General features: G+C 64.2%; 22 protein-coding genes. 12 read left to right on the top strand and 10 right to left on the bottom strand.

Going from position 1 to position 24,003, the window contains the following annotated elements; all coding sequences use genetic code 11:
* The first annotated feature begins 33 nt into the window (after positions 1 to 33).
* Genes ASC63_RS03490 through ASC63_RS03480 form a run of 3 tightly spaced genes read left to right on the top strand, consistent with a single transcriptional unit; the run spans position 34 to position 2,781 of the window.
* A complete protein-coding gene (locus ASC63_RS03490; RefSeq protein ID WP_235491768.1) occupies positions 34 to 888 on the top strand; it encodes a carbohydrate ABC transporter permease in 855 nt (284 codons plus the stop codon).
* Positions 888 to 1,763 (top strand): carbohydrate ABC transporter permease, encoded by an 876-nt coding sequence (locus ASC63_RS03485; RefSeq protein WP_055809938.1) that lies wholly within the window; start codon positions 888 to 890, stop codon positions 1,761 to 1,763. The genes ASC63_RS03490 and ASC63_RS03485 overlap by 1 nt, the downstream gene beginning before the upstream one ends.
* A gap of 49 nt (positions 1,764 to 1,812) precedes the next feature.
* Positions 1,813 to 2,781, top strand: a complete 969-nt coding sequence (locus ASC63_RS03480; RefSeq protein WP_157487561.1) for a GDSL-type esterase/lipase family protein — start codon at positions 1,813 to 1,815, stop codon at positions 2,779 to 2,781.
* Positions 2,782 to 2,810: 29 nt separating this feature from the next.
* On the opposite strand, the gene ASC63_RS03475 is transcribed toward ASC63_RS03480, so the two are convergent.
* Positions 2,811 to 4,115: an MFS transporter gene (locus ASC63_RS03475; protein WP_200936761.1), complete on the bottom strand. Its 1,305-nt coding sequence runs from the start codon at positions 4,113 to 4,115 to the stop codon at positions 2,811 to 2,813.
* Entirely contained in the window at positions 4,112 to 4,561 is a 450-nt protein-coding gene (locus ASC63_RS03470; RefSeq protein WP_055809933.1) for a MarR family winged helix-turn-helix transcriptional regulator, read from the bottom strand. Before ASC63_RS03470 ends, ASC63_RS03475 begins: the two co-directional genes overlap by 4 nt.
* A gap of 132 nt (positions 4,562 to 4,693) precedes the next feature.
* Between ASC63_RS03470 and ASC63_RS03465 the strand changes: the two genes are divergently transcribed.
* The 4 genes from ASC63_RS03465 (at position 4,694) to ASC63_RS03450 (ending at position 8,829) form a co-directional block, all read left to right on the top strand.
* A complete protein-coding gene (locus ASC63_RS03465) occupies positions 4,694 to 5,542 on the top strand; it encodes an alpha/beta fold hydrolase (protein ID WP_055809930.1) in 849 nt (282 codons plus the stop codon).
* Positions 5,543 to 5,748: 206 nt separating this feature from the next.
* A complete protein-coding gene (locus tag ASC63_RS03460; protein WP_055809928.1) occupies positions 5,749 to 6,798 on the top strand; it encodes a lipoate--protein ligase family protein in 1,050 nt (349 codons plus the stop codon).
* 127 nt (positions 6,799 to 6,925) lie between these two features.
* Entirely contained in the window at positions 6,926 to 7,693 is a 768-nt protein-coding gene (locus tag ASC63_RS03455) for a ThuA domain-containing protein (protein ID WP_055809925.1), read from the top strand.
* Positions 7,690 to 8,829 carry a Gfo/Idh/MocA family protein gene (locus tag ASC63_RS03450; RefSeq protein WP_055809921.1) on the top strand — a complete coding sequence of 380 codons (1,140 nt, stop codon included), beginning with the start codon at positions 7,690 to 7,692 and terminating at the stop codon, positions 8,827 to 8,829. The genes ASC63_RS03455 and ASC63_RS03450 overlap by 4 nt, the downstream gene beginning before the upstream one ends.
* On the opposite strand, the gene ASC63_RS03445 is transcribed toward ASC63_RS03450, so the two are convergent.
* Positions 8,826 to 9,110, bottom strand: coding sequence for a GNAT family N-acetyltransferase (locus ASC63_RS03445; RefSeq protein ID WP_055809919.1), 285 nt, complete (start codon positions 9,108 to 9,110; stop codon positions 8,826 to 8,828). The two genes, ASC63_RS03450 and ASC63_RS03445, sit on opposite strands and share 4 nt — an antisense overlap.
* Before the next feature lie 80 nt (positions 9,111 to 9,190).
* On the opposite strand from ASC63_RS03445, the gene ASC63_RS03440 reads away from it, so the two are divergent.
* The 3 genes from ASC63_RS03440 to ASC63_RS03430 are packed head-to-tail and all read left to right on the top strand — an operon-like array spanning position 9,191 to position 11,785.
* On the top strand, positions 9,191 to 9,970 hold the full coding sequence (locus ASC63_RS03440) for an NAD(P)-binding domain-containing protein (RefSeq protein WP_055809916.1): 780 nt from the start codon (positions 9,191 to 9,193) through the stop codon (positions 9,968 to 9,970).
* A 39-nt stretch (positions 9,971 to 10,009) separates the two neighbouring features.
* Complete coding sequence (locus ASC63_RS03435) at positions 10,010 to 10,939, top strand: DNA-methyltransferase (protein WP_055809913.1); 930 nt, start codon at positions 10,010 to 10,012, stop codon at positions 10,937 to 10,939.
* 24 nt (positions 10,940 to 10,963) lie between these two features.
* Positions 10,964 to 11,785, top strand: coding sequence for a phosphatase PAP2 family protein (locus ASC63_RS03430; RefSeq protein WP_442915050.1), 822 nt, complete (start codon positions 10,964 to 10,966; stop codon positions 11,783 to 11,785).
* A gap of 16 nt (positions 11,786 to 11,801) precedes the next feature.
* Here ASC63_RS03430 and ASC63_RS03425 read toward each other — a convergent pair whose 3' ends face one another.
* The 6 genes from ASC63_RS03425 to ASC63_RS03400 all read right to left on the bottom strand — a co-directional run bounded on the left by ASC63_RS03425 (position 11,802) and on the right by ASC63_RS03400 (position 20,142).
* On the bottom strand, positions 11,802 to 12,779 hold the full coding sequence (locus tag ASC63_RS03425; protein WP_235492279.1) for a LacI family DNA-binding transcriptional regulator: 978 nt from the start codon (positions 12,777 to 12,779) through the stop codon (positions 11,802 to 11,804).
* Positions 12,780 to 12,854: 75 nt separating this feature from the next.
* Positions 12,855 to 14,339 carry a GH1 family beta-glucosidase gene (locus ASC63_RS03420; protein ID WP_055809903.1) on the bottom strand — a complete coding sequence of 495 codons (1,485 nt, stop codon included), beginning with the start codon at positions 14,337 to 14,339 and terminating at the stop codon, positions 12,855 to 12,857.
* The gene (locus tag ASC63_RS03415) at positions 14,339 to 15,241 is read right to left on the bottom strand and encodes a carbohydrate ABC transporter permease (protein WP_055809900.1); all 903 of its coding nucleotides are present in this window, start codon (positions 15,239 to 15,241) and stop codon (positions 14,339 to 14,341) included. The genes ASC63_RS03420 and ASC63_RS03415 overlap by 1 nt, the downstream gene beginning before the upstream one ends.
* On the bottom strand, positions 15,238 to 16,371 hold the full coding sequence (locus ASC63_RS03410; RefSeq protein WP_082487137.1) for a carbohydrate ABC transporter permease: 1,134 nt from the start codon (positions 16,369 to 16,371) through the stop codon (positions 15,238 to 15,240). Before ASC63_RS03410 ends, ASC63_RS03415 begins: the two co-directional genes overlap by 4 nt.
* 62 nt (positions 16,372 to 16,433) lie before the next feature.
* Positions 16,434 to 17,765 carry an ABC transporter substrate-binding protein gene (locus ASC63_RS03405; protein ID WP_055814784.1) on the bottom strand — a complete coding sequence of 444 codons (1,332 nt, stop codon included), beginning with the start codon at positions 17,763 to 17,765 and terminating at the stop codon, positions 16,434 to 16,436.
* 346 nt (positions 17,766 to 18,111) lie between these two features.
* A complete protein-coding gene (locus ASC63_RS03400; protein ID WP_055809897.1) occupies positions 18,112 to 20,142 on the bottom strand; it encodes an MDR family MFS transporter in 2,031 nt (676 codons plus the stop codon).
* Positions 20,143 to 20,429: 287 nt separating this feature from the next.
* On the opposite strand from ASC63_RS03400, the gene ASC63_RS03395 reads away from it, so the two are divergent.
* Both ASC63_RS03395 and ASC63_RS03390 read left to right on the top strand, forming a co-directional pair.
* Complete coding sequence (locus ASC63_RS03395; RefSeq protein WP_055809891.1) at positions 20,430 to 21,308, top strand: amidase domain-containing protein; 879 nt, start codon at positions 20,430 to 20,432, stop codon at positions 21,306 to 21,308.
* A gap of 59 nt (positions 21,309 to 21,367) precedes the next feature.
* Complete coding sequence (locus tag ASC63_RS03390) at positions 21,368 to 22,150, top strand: M15 family metallopeptidase (RefSeq protein ID WP_055809890.1); 783 nt, start codon at positions 21,368 to 21,370, stop codon at positions 22,148 to 22,150.
* 2 nt (positions 22,151 to 22,152) lie between these two features.
* Here ASC63_RS03390 and pgm read toward each other — a convergent pair whose 3' ends face one another.
* Complete coding sequence (gene pgm, locus ASC63_RS03385; RefSeq protein ID WP_055809889.1) at positions 22,153 to 23,793, bottom strand: phosphoglucomutase (alpha-D-glucose-1,6-bisphosphate-dependent); 1,641 nt, start codon at positions 23,791 to 23,793, stop codon at positions 22,153 to 22,155.
* Between the last annotated feature and the right edge of the window lie 210 nt (positions 23,794 to 24,003).

Here is a 24,003-nt window from a genome sequence, read left to right as displayed (position 1 = left end):
CCTGTGCGCTGGGCGCTTCGCAGACAGCGCATCGTGCCCTACCTTCTCGTGGGGCCGACCGTTGTGTTGATCATGGTGTTCCTTGTCTACCCGGTCGGCAGCGTCTTCTATTACAGCCTCCAGAATTACAACGTCACGAAGCCGTGGGACAACGGATTCGCTGGTCTAGAGAATTTTCAGCGGCTACTCGCCGACCCTGAAGTTGGGAGCACGCTTCTCTTCACGGGACGGTGGGTGGTCGTCGAGGTCGGGTTACAACTCATTCTTGGCCTCATCCTCGCGCTCGTGATTAACGAGGCATTCAAGGGGCGCGGACTGGTACGCGCACTGTCGTTCTCACCTTGGGCAGTTTCGGGAGTGCTCACGACGACGATCTGGATCCTGATCTACAACCCGATCTCAGGATGGACGCACTATTTTGCGGACGCGGGTTTGGTCGACTACGGAACTAGCATCCTCTCCTCGCCGGAGGGCGCCTTCTGGGGAGCAATAGTCGCTGAGCTATGGAAGGGGATTCCCTTCTTCGCCATCCTTATTCTTGCCGATCTCCAGTCGGCGTCGAAAGATCTCTATGAGGCGGCACATGTCGATGGTGCGAGTCGCTTACAACGTTTCCTCCATATAACGCTTCCGCATCTTAAGAGCGCGATTATTTTGACCACTCTGCTGCGGGCAGTTTGGGAGTTCAACAATGTGGACCTGTTGTACACGTTGACTGGAGGCGGCCCGGGCGGCTCGACGACAACCTTGCCGTTGTACGTTGCAAACCTCGCGATCTCAGCCAAGGATTTCGGCTACGGTTCAGCGCTTACTGTGCTGGCGTTCTTTATCCTTTTGTTCTTCTCGCTCGCATACCTCTTCTTCAGTAAGTTCGGGAAGGACGCATAATGACGGTCATCGTGGAGCGGCCGAGAGCCGCAGCGGAGAGGCAGGGTCCGCGAGTCAAGAAGAGGAAGGACCATATTGGTCGCGCTCTGATCCTCGTCCCCGCCGCGCTCCTCCTTCTCTTCACGCTCATCCCGTTCTATTGGCTTTTTCTCTTCGCCTTCCGCGCAAACGGTTCAACTTCGCTGCTCCCCATTCCCTTCACGCTGGACCATTTCGCGACCGTCTGGAACGGTTCAGGCTTTGGGATCTATTTCGTTAACAGTGTTTACGTTGCAATTGCCGCACTCTTCATCACCAGCGTGCTTTCTGTGCTTGGGGGATATGCTCTGGCAAGGTTTGCCTTCCGCGGTAAGACTGTGCTTCTCATCGTGCTGCTCTGCACGCAGTTCGTGCCCGGCGCGATGATGCTGATTCCGCTATTCCAAGTGTTGAATACGTTGAATCTCATCAACAGCCTCTGGGGTCTCATTATCGTTGTTTCGGTGTTTCAGCTGCCGTTGTCACTAATCCTGATGGCTGGCTTCATCCGAAATGTCCCGATCGAGTTGGAAGAAGCGGCTTGGATCGATGGATGCTCTCGGATTCGTGGGTTTTGTGCTGTAGTACTTCCTCTCCTGCGGCCTGCGATTGTGGCGATCGGATCGTTTGCATTCATCGAAGCATGGAATGTCTTTCTCTTCGCGCTCATGTTCCTTAACGATCAGAGCCTCTTCACCGTGCCGGTGGGCCTCAGCTATTTGATCGGTGAATACGGTGTAGATTTTGGTGCCCTGGCTGCGGGTGGAGTCATTGCAATCGTTCCTGTGGTGATTCTCTTTGCCTATGTGCAGAAGTTCCTTGTTCAGGGTTTGAGTGCCGGTGCTGTCAAAGGCTGAGCGGGTGCTTGTTCTGCGTCCGGACGCCCCAGAGCTCGGGTGGCGGGGGATGGCCCGACTTGTGCCTTCCTCAGATGGGCGATATGTCGTGCCCTGGCGGTTGCCACCGGAGAGCGTTGAACTTCAGCTCGCTGAGGGTTTGAAATTCCGCGCTGGCATGTCGACGGGCGTGCGGTGTGAATTCGTTACCGATGCTCGCGGGATCCAGATCGAGATGGTGGGCAGCGTCGATTCCTCACCCGTCGATGTCGAGGTTGACGGAGTAAGGGCAATTCGGCAACAAATCCTCGAAGGTAGCAACCTCTTCGAGCTGACGCTGCCTGAGGGGGAACATCTGGTTGCTATTTGGTGGCCACAGTTCGGAATGACCTCAGTCGGTCTTTTTTCTCTGTCTGACGCCAGCTCGGTGAGGAGCAACGGTGAGCAGCGGCCCCGATGGCTTTCGTATGGAAGCTCCATTACGCAGTGTCGTACAGCTGATGGGCCATCTGAGACATGGCCAGCATTGGTTGCGCGTAAAAACGCCTGGGACCTCACGTGTTTGGGATTCGGCAGTGAGTGTCACCTGGACGATGTCGTTGCGCGGCACCTCCGCGACACGAAGGGGGAGATGATTTCCCTTTGCATCGGAATCAACATCTATGGCGCAGCATCGCTGTCGAGACGTACTCTCGGGCCGCGTTTGGTGGGATTCATTGACCGGATTCGGGAGCGTCAGCCGACCATTCCAATCGCCGTAATCAGCCCGATCTTTTCGGGTACGCGGGAGTCTACTCCGAACAATGTCGGCCTGACCCTCGATGGGGTGCGGGGCGTGGTCGTTCACGCGGTTCAGGCGCTTCAGAGCTCCGGAGACGACGCTACTCACCTCATCGATGGACGCGATCTATTCTCGTTAGAGGATGACCCAAAACTTATGCCCGATGGATTGCATCCTAACCAGGAGGGGTACGCGTTGATGGCCGAGCGCATTGCTCCCCGGCTTCGTGCAGTGTACGACGCTGCGCTCGCTGGTTGAAAAGGTCGAGGATTTACGCAGCGCTCGCTTCACCCCCGGGTCGCCGCGGCCTCGTCTGCGGCGAGATCCTCGCTCGCCTCTTCGCGGTCGCCGAGGGTGAGCAGCAGGCGGCGACCCACGAAGCGCAGGCGCAGATTGCGGTATTTCACCAGGTAGATCAGGCCCACGATCGCGGCCGCGAATCCGCTCATTGCCCCGACGCCAAGGCCCCAGCGGGGCCCGAGAGTGTTCGCGACCCAGCCCACGATGGGTGCGCCGATGGGGGTGCCGCCCATGAAGATCGCCATGTAGATCGCCATGATCCGCCCGCGCACCTCGGGGGCTGTCGAGATCTGCACGGTCGCGTTCGCCGTGGTCATCAGGGTCTGCGCCGCGATGCCCATGATCACGAGCGAGAAGGCGAAGCTCCAGTAGGTGGGCATGATCGCCGAGACCGCGCAGCCGATGCCGAACAGCGTAGCCGAGGCGAACAGCAGGCTCACCCGCGGCCTTTCGCGGCGGGCGGCGAGCAGTGCACCGGCCACCGAGCCTATCGCCATGATCGAGGAGAGCAGCCCGAACTCGCCCGCGCCCTTATGGAAGGTGATGCTCGCCATGGTTGAGGTGAAGATCGGGAAGTTCAGCCCGAAGGTGCCGACGATGAAGATCATCACCAGAATTGCGATGATGTCTGGCCGCTTGCGTATGTAGCGGAAACCCTCGGTCAGGTTGCCCTTGCCGCGTTTGGAGCGCGACGAATAGTGCAGCTCATTTTTGCGCAGCAGCATCAGCGAGGTGAGTACCGCGCCGAAGGTGGCGGCATTGATGAGGAACACCCAGCCCGTGCCGACCGCCGCGATCAGCAGGCCGGCGACGGCGGGGCCGATCAGGCGCGCGATGTTGAATGTCGCCGAGTTCAGTGCAACCGCGTTGGGCAGGTTCGGGGTGTCCACGAGGGCGGAGACGAACACCTGTCTGGCCGGTGCATCGAATGCTGCGACGCATCCGAGCAGCAGCGCGAAAAGGTAGACGTGCCACAGCTGCACGACGCCCGTCACGGTGAGCAGCCCGAGCAGCAGCCCGAGAGTGCCCATGCTCGCCTGCGTCGTCATGAGAATCTTGCGGCGGTCGAAGTGGTCGGCGACATAGCCCGTCACCGGAAGAAGAACGATCTGGGGCCCGAACTGCAGCGCCATCACCGTGCCGACGGCTATCGCGTCGTTGTGGGTGAGTTCGGTCAGTACCAGCCAGTCCTGGGCGGTGCGCTGCATCCAGGTGCCGACGCTCGAGACGAGCGACCCTCCCACCCACAGGCGATAGTTGTGGCCGGTCAGGGAGCGAAACATCGAACTCATGAGTCGGCGAGTTCCCGGATGATCACGGCCGCCTCGGTGAGCATGTCGCGTTGCTCCGGTGTCAGTTCTTCCAGCCGGCCGACCAGCCAGGCGTTGCGTCTGCGTCGGGTCTCGGTGACGAGCGCGCGGCCGGTCGCGGTGGCCTGAACGACGACCTTGCGGCCGTCATCCGGGGCGCTGGTGCGCTCGGCATAGCCGGCATCGACCAGACAGTTGACGGTGCGGTTCATCGACGGCGGCTTCACACGTTCGGCGTCGCTCAGCTCCCCGATGGTGTGCGGGCCGTCTCGAAAGAGAAGTGTGAGCGCCGTGTATTGGGTGTCGCTGATGTCTTCGGCGGCCTTCTCGGCGCGGATGCGGCGGCTGAGGCGGGACACGCCGATGCGCAGGTTGATGCTGAGTTCCGTGATGGGCGTCGCACCCGGCTCATCTGCATCGTTCGTCATATTTAGTTAGCCTAGCAAATTAGCCTCCCTAAGTAAATTGGTCATGGCTCGAAGCGCAGGTTTCGAGACGCCGCCTCGTTCCTCGACGGCTTCTCAACCAGCGTCCTTGCCGCGGCGTGGCAGAATCGCGGTGTGCCCCAATTCACCGATGAAGACGGCGTCGCCATCAGCTACTACGTGTGGCCGGTCGAGCATCCGCGTGCCATTGTGCAGATCGCGCACGGAGTGGGAGAGCACGCGCGGCGTTACGCTCACGTTGCCGAGGCGCTGAACACCGCCGGTTACACGGTCTACGCCGACGACCATCGTGGGCACGGCCAGACCGGCCTCGACCAGTGGGGTGGCGACGCGTCCCGGCTGGGCAGGCTCGGCGTGGGCGGCCTGCGGGCCGCGGTTCGCGACGTGCACCAGTTCAGCGAGATCATTCGGGCGCAGCATCCGGATGCCCCGCTCGTCTTGATCGGGCACAGCTGGGGCTCTTTCATGGCGCAGATGGTGGTCAACCGGCACGCCGCCGACTACGCCGCCGTGGTGCTCTCGGGCAGCGCGTACCGCATGGTCGGCTCGCTCAACAGCGGCGACCTGAACGCGCGGCACAAGCATCTGGGCACGACCGGTGCCGAGTGGCTGAGTCGCGATCCGGCGGTTGCGCAGGGCTTCGTGGACGACGCGCTTACGACGCTGACTCCGCTCGCCAAGCTGTTCGGGCCTGCCGACACCCTGCGCATCCTGGGCCGACCCGCGCGAGGGCTGCCCGCGAGGCTGCCGCTGCTCATTCAAGTGGGCGCAGACGACCCGGTGGGCGGCATCCGCAGCAACGAGCGACTCGCCGAGTCGTATCGCAGCCGCTCCGGGCTCACGGATGTGACGCTGCAGGTCTACGAGGGTGCCCGTCACGAAATCTACAACGAGACCAACCGCGACGAGGTCATCGCCGATCTCGTCGCCTGGCTCGACGCCCGCTTCCCGCCCCGCCCCTGATCTTCTCCCCGGCCGCCCCGCCTTCCCGCCCGCCCCGTGCGCATAACTCATGCAATTTGCGGATGCCGTCGGTACCGATCCGCGGAATCGCGGGCATCCGGGTAGCGCCGCCGTCAAATTGCATGAGTTATGCGCACGGGGGCGAGGGGCTGGGCGAGGAACAGGAGTAGCAGGGGGGAGGAGGGCGAGAGCAATAGGCTTAAGGCATGCATGGTGAATACAAGGTGCCCGGCGGCAAACTCGTCGTGGTCGATCTTGATGTGGTCGACGGCGTCATCGCCAACTTTCGCCTCGCGGGCGACTTCTTCCTCGAACCGGATACCGCGCTCGAGGCCATCGACAGGGCCGTGAACGGCCTGCCCGAGGCATCCGATGCCACCGCCATCGCCAAGGCCGTGCGTTCTGCGTTGCCCCCGGATGCCGCACTTCTCGGCTTCTCGCCCGAGGCGGTCGCCGTCACGGTGCGACGCGCCCTCTCGCGGGCCACCAGCTGGCGCGACTACGACTGGCAGCTCGTGCACAGCAAGGCTGTGTCTCCCGCCACCCATCTCGCCCTGGACGAGGTTCTCGCCAACGAGGTAGGGGAGGGCCGCCGCAAGCCCACCCTGCGCATCTGGGAATGGGACGAGTCGGCCGTCGTCATCGGCAGTTTCCAGTCCGTGAAGAACGAGGTCGACCCCGAGGGGGCCGCCAAGTACGGCTTCGAGGTCGTGCGCCGCATCTCCGGCGGCGGCGCCATGATGATGGAGAAGGGCTCGGTGGTCACCTACTCGATCTACGCACCCGCCGAACTGGTGCAGGGCATGACCTTCGCCGAAAGTTACGCCTACCTCGACGAATGGGTTATCGAGGCCCTCAAGTCGCTGGGCATCGACGCCGTCTACGTGCCGCTCAACGACATCGCCAGCCCCGCCGGCAAGATCGGCGGCGCTGCACAGAAGCGCTTCGGCAACGGCGCGGTGCTGCACCACGTGACCATGAGCTACGACATGGACGGCCAGAAGCTAGTCGAGGTACTGCGTATCGGGCGCGAGAAGATCAGCGACAAGGGCATCACGAGCGCGGCCAAGCGCGTGGATCCGCTGCGCAGCCAGACGGGGCTGAGCCGCGCCGAGATCATCGACCGCATGAAGGCGACGTTCACGGGTCTCTACGGAGCGACCCCCGGTGACATCACCGACGACGAGTACGCCAAGGCCGAGACGCTCGTCACCGAGAAGTTCGCAACGGATGCCTGGCTGAACCGCGTTCCGTAACCTCTGGGTAGTTGGCGGGGCCGTGCTTGCCTCGATCCCGACGGTGATCTTCCTGATCTTCGCCCACAAGGACATTGCGGCCGGCACAACCCTGAACCACCCCGCATCACGAAGAAAGAAATGAGCAATGGCTGAAGCAGCTGAACGCACGATCCGGGTTCTTGTCTGGATGGAGGGGCGTCACGAGCAGGATGACGTTACGGTTCAGAAGATCTATCCCGACGGGATGGCCCAGGCGATCGTCGAGGGACTCGAGGAGCAGTTCGACGGGCCATTGAGCATCCGTACCGCGAGTGTCGATGAGCCCGAGCACGGGCTCACCGAAGAGGTGCTTGCCGAAACCGATGTCGTGCTCTGGTGGGGGCACGTGGCGCACCAGGAGGTGTCCGACGAGGTCGTCGCACGTGTCAAGGCGCATGTGCTCAGCGGAATGGGGCTCGTGGTGCTGCACTCCGGGCACTGGTCGAAGATCTTCATGTCGCTGATGGGCACGACGTGCACCCTGAAATGGCGCAACGAGGCCGATCGTGAGCTGGTGTGGACGGTGAACCCCAACCATCCGATTGCCGAAGGCGTTCCCAACCCGATAGTGATTCCCGAGCAGGAAATGTACGGGGAATTCTTCGACATTCCGGTACCGGACGAACTGGTGTTCATCAGTTCGTTCTCCGGTGGCGAGGTCTTTCGCAGCGGATGCACATTCATCCGCGGCAACGGACGAATCTTCTTCTTCAGCCCGGGCGATCAGGACTACCCGGTATATTTCCACAAGGATGTGCGGCGGGTCCTGGCGAATGCGGTGCGGTGGACCGACCCGGGTGAGAAGCCACGGGCTATCCCCACGTTGAACCGATACCCGCAGGGCTGGTTCGAGGAGCACGGGGCCAACGCGTGAGCGGGTTCAGAACACTGACCGGCGCCGAGCCGATCCGAGTCGTGATCGCCGGCGCAGGCGCCATGGGCCGCCAGTGGATGCAGAACGCGACGCGCAACTCCGATGTGCGTCTTGTGGGCGTTGCCGACGTCGTCGAGGCCGCAGCGGAACGTGCTGTCGCCGAGCTGCAACTCGAGGAATGTGCGAGCGCAGGGGACGCCGTCGCCCTCGCTCGACGGGTCGGTGCGGATGCCGTGATCAACGTCACCATCCCCGCGGCCCACCATCCCGTGACGACCGCGGCCCTCGCAGCGGGCTTCGCTGTCATCGGGGAGAAACCGGCGGCCGCCACGGTCAGTGAGGCTCTCTCGCTGGCTGCGGCCGCCGAGCTGAGCAACCAGCTCTTCGTCGTGAGTCAGTCCAGGAGGTACGACGAGAATATCTTCGCCCTGAAGTACCTGGCAGGAACCCTCGGGGCGGTGGGAATTGTCAACGTGGGCTTCTTCCGCGACCCGCGCTTCGGAGGGTTCCGAGAGGAGATGGATCACCCGCTCCTGCTCGATATGGCGATCCACCCTTTCGACAGCGTGCGCTTCCTTCTGGGAACCGACCCCGTCTCCGTCGTCGCTGAGGAGTTCAACCCGGTGTGGAGCGCTTTCGCAGGCGATGCGGCGGCAGCGGTCAACTTCACGATGAGCGATGGCTCGCGCTTTCTCTACAACGCGAGCTGGGCGAGTGCGGGGCTGCAGACATCCTGGAACGGAGAATGGCGTCTCAGCGGCGAGAACGGTACGGCGCTCTGGGACGGTGATCATGCACCGGTCGCGGGTGATGGCGAGACGCAGCGGATCGCCTCACCGGTTCCTCCGGGTGAGAGCATCGCGGGCTCGCTCGCGGACTTCGTGACGGCGTTGCGCACCGGCGTGGCCCCGATGGGGGAGATTCACGAGAACATCATGAGCCTCGCCATGGTGGAGGCGGCAGTGACGGCAGCACGAACGGGAGAGCGGGTTCTCATCGACGATGCTCTCGCTGCCTGGCACGGTGAGGCCATTGCCGCCGAGACCGATCCCGCCGTCGCCGAGATTCTGCGATCGTGGGCCTCGGTGCGCGACGCCTTGACTGCGCGCGTCGGCGCGCAAGCTGCAGCGGGCTAACGCGTCAGCAGGTCCTGATACTCCGGATGCTCGTCGATCCACTTCGCGACGTAGGGGCACTCGGCCACGACGCGGCGATCGGATGCCGCGCGCACGTCATCGAGCGCCTCCTGCACCAGCTGGCTCGCGAGTCCGCGCTCGCGGCGCTCTGGATCGATTTCGGTGTGCGTGAAGGTGATGGTGTCACCGTCGACGCGATACTCGGCGCGCCCGAGCAGATCGCCGTCGCGGCTGACGACGTAGCGGTCGTTCTCGGGCTCGTTGCTCACGGTTGTTGCCATGGATTGAGCGTACGCCGCAGGAGAAGAGTAGATTCTGTACGGTAAATGATTGACAATATTGTTGACAATGGAGACGGCGGATGATCACCCTCACAGTCCTGGGACTCGGCGAGGCGGGAACGCTCTACGCGACCGGGCTCAGTGAGGCTGGCGCCGTGGTGCGCGGCTATGATCCCTTCGTCGACACCGCGAATCCGCTCTTCACACAGTCCACCGCGCTGGCCGAAGCCGTGGAGAACGCCGACGTGGTCATCAGCCTTGTCGGCGCCGATGCCGCAGCGGGGGTGGCGGCCGAGGCGCTGCCGCGCCTGAGCGCCGGCACGGTCTTCGCCGACTTCAACACCTCCTCGCCCGCGGCCAAGCAGACGCTCGCGCGGGCTGCGGCGGCAGCGGGCATCCCCTTTGTCGATGTCGCGGTGCTCGCACCCGTGCCCCGCTCCGGCAGCGGCACCTCGCTGATGGCGAGTGGCCCGGGTTCGGAACGTTTTCGTGATCTCGTCGCCCCCCTTGGCGTGCCGGTCGAGGCCATTCCCGGCGAGGCCGGGGTCGCGGCCGCTCGCAAGCTGCTGCGCAGCGTCTTCATGAAGGGCCTGGCCAGCGTCGTCCTGGAGAGCGTCGCCGCGGGGCGCGCCGCCGACGATGAAGACTGGATCCGCGATCAGATGGCCCAGGAGCTCGGCCCGCACGGTGCCGACCTTGTCGAGCGACTGGTCACGGGCAGTCACGCTCACGCCGCGCGGCGCGCTCACGAGGTTCAGGATGACCTCGACTACGTGCACTCGCTCGGCACGCCCAGCTGGATGACCGAAGGAACCCTGGCATGGCTCTCGTCTCTCGCGGCCTCGCCTATTCCACGGTGAGTGCCGCTGCCCACCCGCGGCGCTGACAGAATAGTGAGCATGGGCGCTGCGTGGACTCCGGATTCGCCCAACACCGTCATTCATGCCGACAACCTCGCGATTCTGCCTGCGCTGCCCGACGCATCCTTCACCGTCATCTACCTCGACCCGCCGTTCAACACGGGTCGTTCGCAGGCCAGGCAAAGCACGACGCACGTGCGCAGCGAGAACGGGGCGCAGCACGCATCCGGCTCTATCACAGGGTTCAAGGGCCAGAGCTACGAGCGCATCAAGGGCGACCTGCTGCGCTACGACGACCGTTTCGAGGACTATTGGGAGTTCCTCGAGCCGCGCCTGATCGAAGCCTGGCGGCTGCTCACCGACGACGGCACGCTCTACCTGCACCTCGACTATCGCGAGGCGCACTACGCCAAGGTGCTGCTCGACGCGCTGTTCGGTCGCGAGAACTTTCTCAACGAGATCATCTGGGCCTACGACTACGGTGCCAAATCGAAGAGCCGCTGGCCCACCAAGCACGACACGATTCTCGTCTATGTGAAGAACGAGCGCGGCTACTACTTCGACTCAACGACCGTCGATCGTGAACCGTACATGGCACCGGGGCTGGTCACCGCCGAGAAGGCGGCGCGCGGCAAGCTGCCCACGGATGTCTGGTGGCACACGATCGTCTCACCCACCGGTCGCGAGAAGACCGGCTACCCTACCCAGAAGCCGGAAGGGGTGCTGCGGCGCATCGTGCAGGCATCCAGCCGGGAGGGGGACTGGGTTCTTGACTTCTTCGCGGGCAGCGGCACGACGGGGGCGGTCGCCGGAGCGCTCGGCCGTCGCTTCGTGCTGATCGACCGCAATGACGAGGCGGTTGCGGTCATGCGCACGCGATTCGGCAAGCGTGCCAGCCTCGATGTCGCTTTCATCGAGGAGCACACCGGCAGCACAGCCGACGTGGAGTCTCCCCCCACCAACGCGTGAGAAGCTGGGTGACCTATGCGTAGCGTGAGCACTCCGAAACGCGCCCCGTTCGTCGGCGGCGCGCTCATTCTTGCGGTCGCATTCGCCGGCGTCTACCTGCTCTTCGTCACCACGCATCTCGGGCAGGTCATCGACGAACGCGCCTTCACCGGAGCCGCGGCCTGGCGTGGCGGCCTCATCGACGCGGCCCGCTGGCTGCTCGACGCGTTGCCCGCCCTCTCGGTCGGGCTGGCGCTGGCCATCACGGTGGTCGTGGCGATAGTGCGGCGTAACGGAACGGTTTTCATCGCCGCGGTCGTGGCGGCTGTCGCCGCCAATGCGAGTACGCAGCTCTTGAAATATCTCGTGCTCAGCCGCCCCGATCGCGGTGTGGCCGAGGGTCTCAGCAACTCGCTGCCGTCCGGTCACACCACGGCCGCGGCATCCGCTGCACTCGCGGTCTTTCTCGTGTGCTCACCCCGCATGCGCCCTCTTGTCGCCGTGATCGGCTCCGTCTTCTCGGTCACCGCCGGCGCCGCCACGCTTGTCAACCAGTGGCATCGCCCGAGCGACGTGATAGCCGCGCTGCTCGTGGTGGGATTCTGGGGGTGCGCGGCAGGATTCGCGCTCGTGGGTTCGCGTTCGGCGCGTGCCGAACGGCAGTCGGGCATCCGGATGCCCTGGCTCGCCTGGCTCGCCGTGGCCTGCGCAATCGTCGCCGCCATCGGCTTCGTTGTCACGGCCAGTGACACCGCAGACACCACCTCGCACCTGTTCATCGCCTACGCAGGCGGTGTCGCGGCAATAGCAGCCATCGGCTTCGCCCTCGCGTGGGCGGGCACGCGCCTCTTCCGCTGGCTGCGGTGACGCGGTCCGGTGGTCTTCAGCTGGAGTGACGCACCACCAGCTCGGTCGGCAGCATCATCACGTGCGCGACGTCCTTGCCTTCGATGAGTTTCACGAGCGCCTCGGCCATCGCGACACCGAGCCCGATGGACGGCTGGTGCACGGTGGTCAACGGCGGGGTGGCGGTGAGGCCGAAGTAGTCGTCGTCGAAGCCGACGATGGCGATGTCCTGTGGAATGCGCAGCCCGGCCTCGCGAATGGCCATGTACGCGCCCGCAGCCATCTGGTCGTTGGCCGCAAATACCGCGTCGATCGGCACGCCGCGTGCCAGCAGCCGATGCATCGCGGCGGTGCCCGAGGTGGGGGAGAAGTCGCCGTACTCGACGATCGACTGATCGAGGCCGTGTGTCTCCATCGTCGTGCGCCAGCCCGAGAGACGGTCGACGCCCGGTGCCTTGTCTTGCGGACCGGCGATCGTGGCGATGGCCCGCCGCCCGCGGTCGATGAGGTGCTCGGTGGCGAGTATCGCACCCGCCGTGTTGTCGGCATCCACGAAGTAGCTGGTCTGCTCGCTCTCGGTGAGCGGCCGCCCGCCGAAGACGATCGGCAGCGACTCGCTGAGCCGTGCATAGGAATGGTCGCCACTGTGGTGTGAGACGATCAGCGCTCCGTCGACGTTGCCGCCCATCAGATAACGCCTCGTCTTGTCGGGGTTCAACTCGCTGGCTATCACCATGTTCAGCGTGTAATCGGTCTCGGCAAGGTTGAGTGCGACGCCCTGAACGATGGATGCCAGAAACGGGTCGGCGAAGACGCGCGCGGTGCTCTCAGGCACCACCAGCGCCACAACCTGCGTGCGCCGGCTCGCGAGAGAGCGGGCCGCGCGGTTCGGCACATAGTTGAGTTCGGCGATCGCCGCCGTCACCGTCTCGACCACCTCGGCGGTCACCTTGGGGGAACCGTTGACGACCCGGGAGACCGTCGCCCGGGAGACGCCGGCGCGTGCGGCCACCATCTCCAGCGTCGGCACGACGGCGTTATGGCGCGCTTCCACCTTCATTGTGTACCGCTCTGTGTCACGACCTCCATGCTAGGCGGTCACGGAGTCGGTCCCGGCCCAATTCTCTGCAATCTCGCCAGCGCGGCGCTTCACGGTCGCGATGACGCGCGCATACTCGAGCCCGCTGTCCTTCACGGTGCGCAGCTGGCTGTCGTAGTCGACCCGCACGATTCCGAAGCGCTTGTTGTATCCCCAGGCCCACTCGAAATTGTCGAGCAGCGACCACACGAAGTAGCCGCGAACATCCGCCCCATCGGTTATCGCCTCACCGGTTGCCCGGATGTGATCGAGAATGTACGCGGTGCGCTCGGCATCGTGCACGGCGCCGTCCGCCGACACCTCGTCGTCGTACGCCGCGCCGTTTTCGGTGACATATAGAGGTGGCAGATTCGTGTACTCATCGCCGAGTCGCGTCAGCAGCGTGCGCAGTCCGCCGGGGTTGACCTCCCAGCCCATTGCCGTGAGTAGCAAGTCGCGCGGCGGGAACGTGACGTACTCGCTGCCCACGAATGGCGAGCTCTTCGGGCGTTCGGTGGGCTGCAGGCCGACCGGCGCGTCGGCCGGTGCCGGGTGCCCGCTCACGTTGTCGTCGTGGTAGTGATTCACGCCCAGAAAGTCGATCGGCTGGGCGATGACGGCCAGGTCGCCGTCGCGAATCACCTCGGCCAGTCCGAGCCCGGCGACATCCGCGAGCAGATCGTCGGGGTACGCGCCGCGCAGGATCGGGTCCAGGTACATGCGGTTCCAGAGCGCATCGATGCGGCGTGCGGCCTCAATGTCCACCGGGTCGCTCGGGTCATTCGGCACCGCGTTGGTGAGGTTGAGCGTGATGCCCAGCTCGAGTGACGTCGATTCGGATGCGGAGCGGTCACGCAGTGAGGCCACCGTGAGGCCGTGCGCGAGGTGCTGGTGGTGCACCGCCGCGAGGGCGGCATCCGGCTCACGGCGCCCGGGTGCGTGCTCGCCGGCCGCGTAGGCGATGAGCGAGGAGCAGAGTGGTTCATTGAACGTCGTCCAGTGGCGAACGCGGTCGCCGAGTGCGTCGTAGATCGCGTTGGCATAGTCGACGAAGCGGTAGGCGGTGTCGCGGTTGGCCCAGCCGCCACGCTCCTCGAGCGCCTGCGGCAGATCCCAGTGATAGAGCGTGAGCCACGGCAGGATGCCTGCAGCCAGCAACTCGTCGACGAGCCGACTGTAGAAGTCCAGCCCCGCGGCGTTCACCGTGCGATCACCCGGCTTCACCCGTGCCCAGCTTGTGGAGAAGCGGTAGGAGTCCAGACCGAGACTCTTCATGAGAGCCACGTCGGCCGGCATCCGGTGGTAGTGGTCGACCGCCTTCTCGGGGGTGTCGCCGCTGGCGACCGCACCGGGCAGAAGAGCGAAGTGGTCCCAGATGGAATCTTCCTTGCCGTCCTCGTGGGCGGCGCCCTCGATCTGTGCGGCGGCGGTAGCCGAGCCCCAGAGAAAGCCGGGCGGCCACGTCATCTCGTCGAGGGGGTTGTGCGCAGCGGCCATCAGCCCTTCACCGCGCCCGCCATGATGCCGGAGACAAGCTGCCTGCCCGCGAGAATGAACAGAACGAGCAACGGAATCGTGGCCATCACCGCGCCGGCAAGCACAATCGAGTAGTCCACGTATTTGGCCGACTGCAGCTGGCTGAGCGCCACCTGCAGGGTGGGATTCTGCGGAACGACGAGCAGCGGCCACAGGTAGTCGGTCCACGCCGTCATGAAGGTGAAGAGCGAGAGGATGGCCATGGCGGGGCGCGCGGCGGGCATGCCCACGTGCCAGAACGTGCGAATCATGTTGGCGCCATCGACCCGGGCGGCCTCGATGAGCTCATCAGGAATCACGTCGACCAGGTACTGGCGCATGAAGAATACGCCGAACGCGGTCACGAGCGTCGGAATAATGACGGCGCCGAGGGTTCCCGTCCAGCCGAACTGCTTCATCACCATGAACAGGGGGATGATGCCGAGCTGCGTGGGCACCGCGAGCGTCGCGATGACGAATACCATGAGCCCCTCGCGCCCGCGGAACTTGAGCTTCGCGAAGGCGTAACCGGCCAGTGTCGAGAAGAAGACGACGGAGACGGTGATGATGGTCGAGACGATGATGCTGTTGCCCAGCGCGAGCCAGAACGGCACGGTGTCGAGGACCTCGCCGACGTTCTTCCAGAACAGTCCGCCGGGTAGCAGCGGGGGCCACTGGGCGCTGAGCACTGAGCTCGGGCTGCTGCCGGCGACGTACGACCACCACAGCGGAAACGCGCCGCCGACGAAGATCACGATGAGAACGGCATAGGTGAACCAGCCGGGTCGGCGATCGATGCCCATCGACCTGCGGCGGGGCGCCTTCGACTTCACTGGCGCGCTGGGTGTTGCGGTCGTTGGGCGTTCCGTGGTGGTGGCGCTCATGATTTCCTCTCCGGGGTGTCGCCGGCCTCGGGGGCGTTTGCGTTTGGTCGGTCGGTGAGATGACCGATGCCGACCGCGGTGGATGCCGCATTCGCGGCTCTTTCGGCATTGTGGGCCGTGAGTCGCCGTGCGGTGCGCCTTCGGCTCACGCGGGCCTCGGTGCCGGCGATGCGTCTGGAGATCCAGAAGTTGAGTAAACCGATCAGCACAATCAGAATGAACAACAGCCAGGCGATGGCGGATGCCTTGCCGAAGTTTTGGCGATTGAACGCCATGTCCCACAGGTAGAGCACGGTGGTCTGGTATTGCCGCTGTGGCCCGCCCGGTGTCGCGCTGGTGGCGTTGAACAGCTTGGGCTCGGTGAAGATCTGCAGTCCGCCGATCGTGGCCGTGATGATCACGAAGATCATGGTGGGGCGGATGCTCGGCAGCGTTATCGAGAAGAAGCGACGGAACGAGCCGGCGCCGTCCAGAGCCGCAGACTCGTGCACGTCACGCGGCACGGCCTGCATGGCCGCGAGCAGAATCAGTGCGTTGTAGCCGGTCCAGCGCCAGTTGACCATAGTGGCGATGGCGATGTGCGAGGGAAAGACCTCGGTCTTCCACATGACAGGGTCGATGTGGAACGCGGTGAGGAAGTTGTTGATGAGACCGTACTTCTCGTCGAACGCGCTGGAGAAGATGAGCGTGACGGCCACCGGTGTGACGACATATGGCAGCAGGATGCTCATGCGCCAGAAGGTCTTGGAGCGAATGTTCTGGTCGAGAATCGCGGCGATGAACGTGGCGGCGATGAGCTGCGGGATGGCGGAGAGCAGGAAGATGCTCATCGTGTTGAACAGCGAGTTCCAGAAGAACGGATCGACGAGCTCTGCCGCGTAGTTGTCGAGGCCGATCCATGCACCCGGCCCGGTGAGCAGGTTCCACTTGTTCAGCGAGACGACGAAGGTGTAGACGAGCGGAAAGAGCCCGATGAGGCCGAACAGCACGAAGAACGGCGCAACGTAGACGTACGGCGAATACTTCACATCGAGCCGGCCGAGGCGGTGCTTGAACGTGAGCCCGTCGTTGCGTCCCGCGCGACCGGCGGGCGGTGCCGCCTGCTTCGGTGGGGTGAGTGTGGTGGTCATGCTGCTCTCCTGCGAGGGTGAGGTCCTCGGGGGTGGGTGCCCCCGAGGACCTCACATTGGTGTTACTTGTTGACGACGAGCTGATTCAGCAGCTTCATGGCGTTTGCCCACGCCTTGTCGCCGTTCGCCTTCTTGGAGTCGATCGACTGCACGGCGGGGCCGAATACCTGGGACTGGATGACGGAGTCATCCGGGCCCTTGTACTGAGCGACGACACCCTTGGCGCGAGCCGCGAGAGTCGCACCGATCGGGGCGTCGTTGAAGAACTTCGACAGCTCGTTCGGGCCGGTCACACCGGGGTCACTCTGCGCCTTGATCGTGCTCGGGAACACGCCGGCGGCCTGGAATGCCTTCACCTGCTGGGCAGGCTCCGTGAGCCATGCGGCCAGTGCTGCAGCCTGCTTCGGGTGCTTCGACTGCTTGGGAACGGTCAGGAAGCTGCCGCCCCAGTTGGCCGGGCCGCCGGGGAAGACGTTGGCGAAGTCCCAACCGCTGGTGGAGTCACCGCCGCCCTGTGTCACGCTGCCCTTGACGTTGCCGAGCATCCAGCCGGGGCAGACCATCGTGGCGAAGCTGCCGTCGAGGAATGCCTTGCCCTTGCCCCAGTCCCACTGGGTCTGGTTCGAGGACTGGCCGTTGGCGGTAGCCGTCGCGAGCTTGCCCCATAGGCTCTTCAGCGTCGAGTTGTTCTCGACGTTGAGCTTGCCGTCAGAGGTGTAGTACCCCTGACTCTGCTGGTTCACCATGGAGTTCCAGATGAAGCCGGACTGGTCGTAGAACGCCTTGCCCGTCTTGTCCTTGTACTCCTGACCGACCTTGAAGTAGTCGTCCCAGGTGGCGTCGTCTCCGCCGAAGAGCTTGGCTACGCCGTCACGGTCGCTGGGCAGTCCTGCCGCGGCGAACAGCTTGGTGTTGTAGCACAGGCCCTCCGGGCCGATGTCGGTGCCGTAGCCGATGATGGCGCCGTTCTTGGCGGTGACCTGCCCGACCTTCCAGTCGACCCAGCGGTCCTTGATCTTGTCGATGCCGTAGTCGCGCAGATCCTGGAACTGGTCGGAGACCTGCATGACCGCGCTCAGCCAGCCCTCTTCCACGGCCTGAACGTCGGGAAGTCCGGCGCCGGCAGCCTGCTTGGTCTGCCAGTCGGTCTTGGCATTGTCACCGGTGTCGATGTTCGTCGCCTTGATCGTGATGTTCGGGTGAAGCTTCTCGTACGCCTTGTAGTTGTCGTCGAGACCCATGGTGCCGAACGTCGTGACGGTCAGCGTGATCTTCTCGTTGGAATTGCCTGAGCCGCCGTCACCGCTGGTGCTTGCGCATCCGGAGGCGATCAGGGCAAAGGATGCTGCGCCGGCTACGACGGCGGCAACGGTGGTGCGTCGTGAAAGCTTCACGGTCACTCCCTTGTGTGCGTGGACAGAATGGTCAGGCCGTGGGAGCGCTCTCATTTGTGAACGTGAGAGCGCTCTCACGGATTGAGACAGAGACTATGGATGTCGAAGGGTGCTTGTCAAGTGGGCGAGCGTCTCCGTGACGCGTCGAGCAGCGGATGCCGCCCTCGGGCCGCGTGAATTCGCGCGACTCGCGCGCATCCGTCGCCCGCCCGTGACCAAATCGTGACCTCGCTCTCGGTCCCACCACGAGTCGGAGCGCATGCGGTGAGGGGCAAGCTTTGGCCCGTCAGATCGCGAAATCTGGGGCCAAAACTTGCCCCTCACGGGAGAAGCGGTGCGAGCATCTCTAGGAGAGAGGGTGCGGGTCCTGCGCCGGTATCTCCGAGGTGTGGGTGCCCGGTTCCATGAGAGTGCCCATGCGGTCTGCCGAGCTCTGCATCTGCAGCACAGACTCCCGCTCGGCAGCCACCTCGGCGTCTGCCGTGTTCTGGGCATGCTGATCGGCGGCCTCCTGCAAGGCTGATTTGGCGCGCAGTGGCGGCGTCTTGAAGAACAGCGCGAGCACGAAGGCCAATATCACCACCATGAGCGCGAGCCAGTAGATGGCGATCGACGACGCGGTGAACCCGGTCAGGAACGGCTTCGTCAGGCGCGGGTCCGCACCGTTCAGGAACGACGTGTCGTTGATCGCGCTGCTGCCACCGACCGACGAGGTGCCCTTCGCTTCCTTGAGGTTCTTCGCGATAGCGGGGGCGACCTGATCGATCACCTGGCTGCGCACGCCCTGGTCGGAAAAGTCGAGCGGCTGTGCTGGAACGCTCGTCTCGGCCGTGGCCTGCGGGACTCCGGTGGCGACCAGCTTCTTCACGCCTGCGGCGTGCGCTGCCTCCTGGGCACCCTTTTCGATGGGGGTCACCAGCTTGCTGTAGATCAGTTTCATGATCTTCGCGTTGCCGGGATCGCTGGCCACAGAGGGGGTCATGGCCGCATTCAGCGCACTCTTGAGGCTCGAGCTGTCGGTGAGCGAACTCTGGATGTTCAGCGGCATGATCGTGAAGAGCAGCGACAGCATGACGGCCGTGCCCAGCGTTCCACCGATCTGGCGGAAGAATGTCGACGCACTCGTCGCCACACCCATGTCGCGCAGGCCCACCGAGTTCTGGCTCGCGATGGTCAGAGTCTGCATGAGCTGGCCGAGGCCGAGGCCTATCAGCAGCATTCCACCCGCCACGAACCAGAATGACGAGTCATACCTGAGGAAGGTGAGATAGAGGAATCCAGCCGACATCAGACCGGTGCCGAGGATCGGGAACATGCGGTATTTACCGGTGCGAGCGATCAACTGGCCGCTTCCGATCGAGGCGATCATCAGTCCCAGAATCATCGGCAGCATCTGGAAGCCGCTCTCGGTCGGCGTCGAGCCGAGCACGATCTGCAGGTAGAGCGGAATCGTCATCATGGCGCCGAACATGCCGAATCCGACGAGCACGCCGATGATCGTGGCCATCGAGAACGTCGAGGAGCGGAACAGCTTGATCGGGATCAGCGCGTCATCCTTCATGCGGATCTCGATGAGGATGAACGCGATCACACCGACCACGCCGACCACGTAACTTCCGATGGCCAGCGGGCTCGTCCAGCCCCAGGTCTGTCCCTCTTCGGCCACAAGCAGAAGCGGCACGAGGGCCACGATGACCGCGGCGGCCCCCCACCAGTCGATGCGCACCGAGTGCCGATCGACCTTGGGAAGGTGCAGGAAGCGCATGACCATCGCGAGAGCGGCGATGCCGATGGGCACATTGATGAGGAACACCCAGCGCCAGCCGGCGATCCACAGAATCTGATCGGTACCCGAGAACAGGCCACCGATCAGCGGGCCGATCACGCTCGAAACGCCGAACACCGCCAGAAAGTATCCCTGATACTTCGCCCGCTCACGCGGGGCGAGCATGTCGCCCATGATCGCGAGCGGCATCGACATCAGGCCGCCGGCGCCCAGACCCTGGAGGGCGCGGAAGCCCGCGAGCTCAATCATGGATGTCGAGAAGCTCGACAGCACGGATCCGACGATGAAGATGACTATCGCGAAGATGAAGAGGGGGCGCCGTCCGAAGATGTCGGAGAGCTTGCCGTAGATCGGTGTCGAGATCGTCGAGACGATCAGATATGCGGTGGTCACCCACGCCTGCAGACTCAGGCCGTGCAGATCGTCACCGATGGTGCGGATGGCCGTTCCCACGACGGTCTGATCGAGCGCCGAAAGGAACATGCCGGCCATCAGGCCGAAGATCACGAACAGGATCTGCCGGTGGTTCATGACGACATTGGCAATCGCGCCGGAACCCGGTGCTGTTTGTGCGGAGTTTTCGCTAGACATGCGACCTCAAAAGTGTTGGAATGGCGCCGCGATCACCGGCGTCACGGCGGTGTGGGCTCAACGCAAAATCTTGCGCAGAGTGCAAATTTACACCCCTTGAGTGTCATAGACAACGCCGTGGCGCCGAACATTTTCCCGGGTTCGCCACAGGCGAACAGGGGCGCCTGTGGCCTGCGCGAGAGCGCGCACCCCTGGAGATGTTCGTCGACGGTGCGTTCTCAGCGTCGTCCTTGAAACGCGGCGTATCGTCGCTGGTTGAGAAGTCCGTGCCGAAGTGAAAGTGATTCATGCCGTTCCGTTCCCGCTCTGCGCTCCGCCGGCCGTTTGTGCTCGCTCTCGCCTCGACATTCACCGCCGCGCTCGTGCTGACCGGCTGCACGGCCAGTCCCTCGACAGATGCGGCAGTCACGGGCTCCAGTGCGACACTCACCTCCGCGATCGGCAGCGTGACCGGCGGCGCATCCGTCACGATCAAGGGCAAAGGACTCGAGGAGGTGGCGTCGGTCAGTTTCGGCGCCGCGGTGGCCCCTGTTGCGAAGTCCTCGAACGATCAGAAGGTTGTCGTGAAGGCGCCAGCGGCCGCCAACTACCAGCCCGCCTCGGTGAAGGTCACGCTTCTCGACAAGGCTGGCAAGTCAATCGCTACGGCCGCGAAGCCCTACACCTACACGGCAACGACGCCGGTAGCGAAGCAGCTCGCGTACGCCCTGACGTACTGGAAGAACTACAACACGGCCGCCTACGGAGACCTGAACTCAGTCGGGGGCGACTGCGCCAATTTCGTGAGCCAGACACTCATCGCTCGCGGCTGGAAGATGAACGACACCTGGTACAACCACGACGCGGCGGGCTCATGGAGCCCGCAGTGGGGCTACGTGCCGGCGATGGATGACTACTTCGCGGCGAACGCCAAGACGCTCGGACTCGTGCGGCTCTCCTCCGATCAGCGCGACAAGGTGGCGCTCGGTGACATCGGCATCTTCGACTGGGATGGCGACGGCGATCGCGACCACGTGCAGGTCGTCACCGCCATCAAACACGTCGACGGAAAGATCAAGGTCGAGTTCGCCAGCCACAACGACGACTACGACTACCGCGATCTCGACAACACGCTCACCGTGCAGCACCCCGGCGGCGCCATGCACTTCTGGCACCTGACGAAGTAACGCACCTCGCCGACGCAGGGGCCGTGGCTCACGCAGTCATTACCCCTAGGCTGTGAGCCGTGCCCCCACCGCGACGTCGCAGCCTTGTTCTCGCCGCGCTGCTCGCCGTCGTTCTGACCGGATGCACGACAACCGTACCGACGGCGCCCGACAGCTCTACGGCTGCCGCTGTCGTGCACACGGCCGGGCCGCCGCCGTCGGCCACGCCGTCGGCGCCCCCGGGGCCGCCACCGTTCCCCATGAACGCTCACTCGAGAATCGACCCCGCAAGCATCTGGGTGATCGTGAACAAGAAGCATCCACTCATCCCGGTCGACTACGCGCCGAGTGACCTCGTCGACCCTGATATCCACAACGTGAACGGGCAGCCGGTGCGGGCAGAGGCTGCCACCGCTCTCAGCAGGATGCTCGCGGCCGCGCGCCAAACGGCCGGCCTGCGGTTTCAATTGCAGAGCGGGTACCGCTCTTATTCGACCCAGGTCGCTGTATACAACCAGAACGTCGCGGCATACGGGCGAGCATCCGCCGATACAGACACGGCCCGCCCCGGATTCAGCGAACATCAGACGGGTCTGGTGGTCGATCTAAGCGCGTTGCCCGCGAACTGCTCGCTGGATGCGTGCTTCGCCGGCACCGCACAGGGCACATGGCTGGCGGCGAACGCCTGGCAGTACGGTTTTCTGCTGCGGTATCCCTCAGACAAGGAGCAGGTCACGGGGTACACCTTCGAGCCGTGGCACTACCGCTACATCGGCACGGAGCTCGCGGCCGAGATGCATCGCCGTGGCGTAGAGACGCTCGAGGAGTTCTTCGGCATCACGGGCGGCGGCTACGCGGGCTGAGCTCACGCTCCGAGCGCGCCGTCGACAATCGACCTTGCCTCGGCCTGCACCTGGTGCAGGTGGTCGAGGCCCACGAACGATTCCGCGTAGATCTTATAGACATCTTCGGTGCCGCTGGGCCGGGCCGCGAACCATGCATTCTCGGTGACCACTTTCACGCCGCCGACGGCTGCATCGTTTCCGGGTGCGCGGCTGAGTTTCGCGGTAATGGCGTCGCCCGCCAACTCGCCTGCCTCGATCGCGTCGCCGTCGAGCTTGCCGAGCGCGGCCTTCTGTTCGGGGCTGGCCGCGGCATCCACCCGCTCGTAAACGGGGTCACCGAACTGCTCGGTGAGTTCGCGGTAGAGAGCACTCGGACTCTTGCCCGTGACCGCGCGAATCTCGCTCGCGAGCAGCGCGAGCAGGATGCCGTCTTTATCGGTGGTCCACACGGTGCCGTCCTTGCGCAGAAAGCTTGCGCCGGCACTCTCCTCTCCGCCGAAACCGACCGAGCCGTCGATGAGGCCGGGAACGAACCACTTGAATCCGACCGGCACCTCCCAGAGGCGGCGGCCGAGCGACTCGGCCACCCGGTCGATGATCGAGGAGGAGACGAGGGTCTTACCGATCGCGGCATCCGAACGCCAGCCGGTGCGGTTGCGGTAGAGGTAGTCGATGGCCACGGCCAGGTAGTGGTTGGGGTTCATGAGACCGCCGTCAGGCGTCACGATGCCGTGCCGGTCGGCATCCGCGTCGTTGCCGGTGAGAATGTCGAAGTCGTCCTTGCGCTTCAGCACGGATGCCATGGCTGACGGGCTCGAGGGATCCATGCGAATCTTGCCGTCCCAGTCGAGAGTCATGAACGCCCACTGCGGATCGACGGCGGGGTTCACGACTTCGAGGTCGAGGCCGTAGCGGTCGCGGATCGCTGCCCAGTAGCTCACGCTCGCGCCCCCGAGCGGGTCTGCCCCGATGCGGATGCCGCTGGCCTTGATTGCGTCGATGTCGATGATGTTCTCGAGGTCGTCTACATATATTCCGCGAAAGTCATATGTCTCAACGGCGCTCGGTTCGCTCATCGTGACCTCGTGCATCCCGCCTTCGATGAGCTCGTTGGCGCGCTTCGCGATCCAGCCCGTCGCGTCGCTATCGGCCGGGCCGCCGTGAGGTGGGTTGTACTTGAAGCCGCCATCCGCGGGCGGGTTGTGGCTGGGCGTCACGACGATGCCGTCGGCCAGATCGGCGCCGTGTCGATCACCGTCGAGGCTCTTGCCGCGGTTGTAGGTGATGATCGCGTGCGACAGCGCCGGCGTCGGCACGAAGTCGCCGAACTCGTCGACCAGCACGCGCACCCCGTTGCCCACGAGCACCTCGAGCGCCGTGGTCATCGCGGGTGCGCTGAGTGCGTGCGTGTCTGCGCCCAGAAACAGCGGCCCCGTGATGCCCTGCGACGCGCGATACTCCACAATCGCCTGCGTGGTTGCGGCGATGTGGTTTTCATTGAACGCCGTGTTGAAGCTGCTACCGCGATGCCCCGACGTGCCGAAGACCACGCGCTGCGCGGGCACGCTCACATCCGGTTTCAGCTCGTAATACGCCCGAACGAGCGCCTCCACATCGATCAGATCGGATGCCTGTGCCTGGGTTCCCGCGCGATCGTTCATTCCCCCAGTCTGGCACCGACCTGCCGCCCTTGAGCGTCTGGTCTGCCCTTTGCGCTTGTTCGATCGGTAAGCCACGGTGCGAACAGACTCAGCAGGAGGGGCATCACAAGGAAGTTCATCAGCGGCACGAGGATGAGAGACACGATGAGAGTAGTAATCCACAGCGGGTACTCGGTCAAGAGCGGGAGCAGCAACCAGAGAATCAGCGTG

Origin of the sequence: Leifsonia sp. Root112D2 (assembly GCF_001424905.1) — a bacterium.
Lineage (GTDB): Bacteria > Actinomycetota > Actinomycetes > Actinomycetales > Microbacteriaceae > Root112D2.
This window is presented reverse-complemented; position numbering and strand designations above follow the sequence as displayed.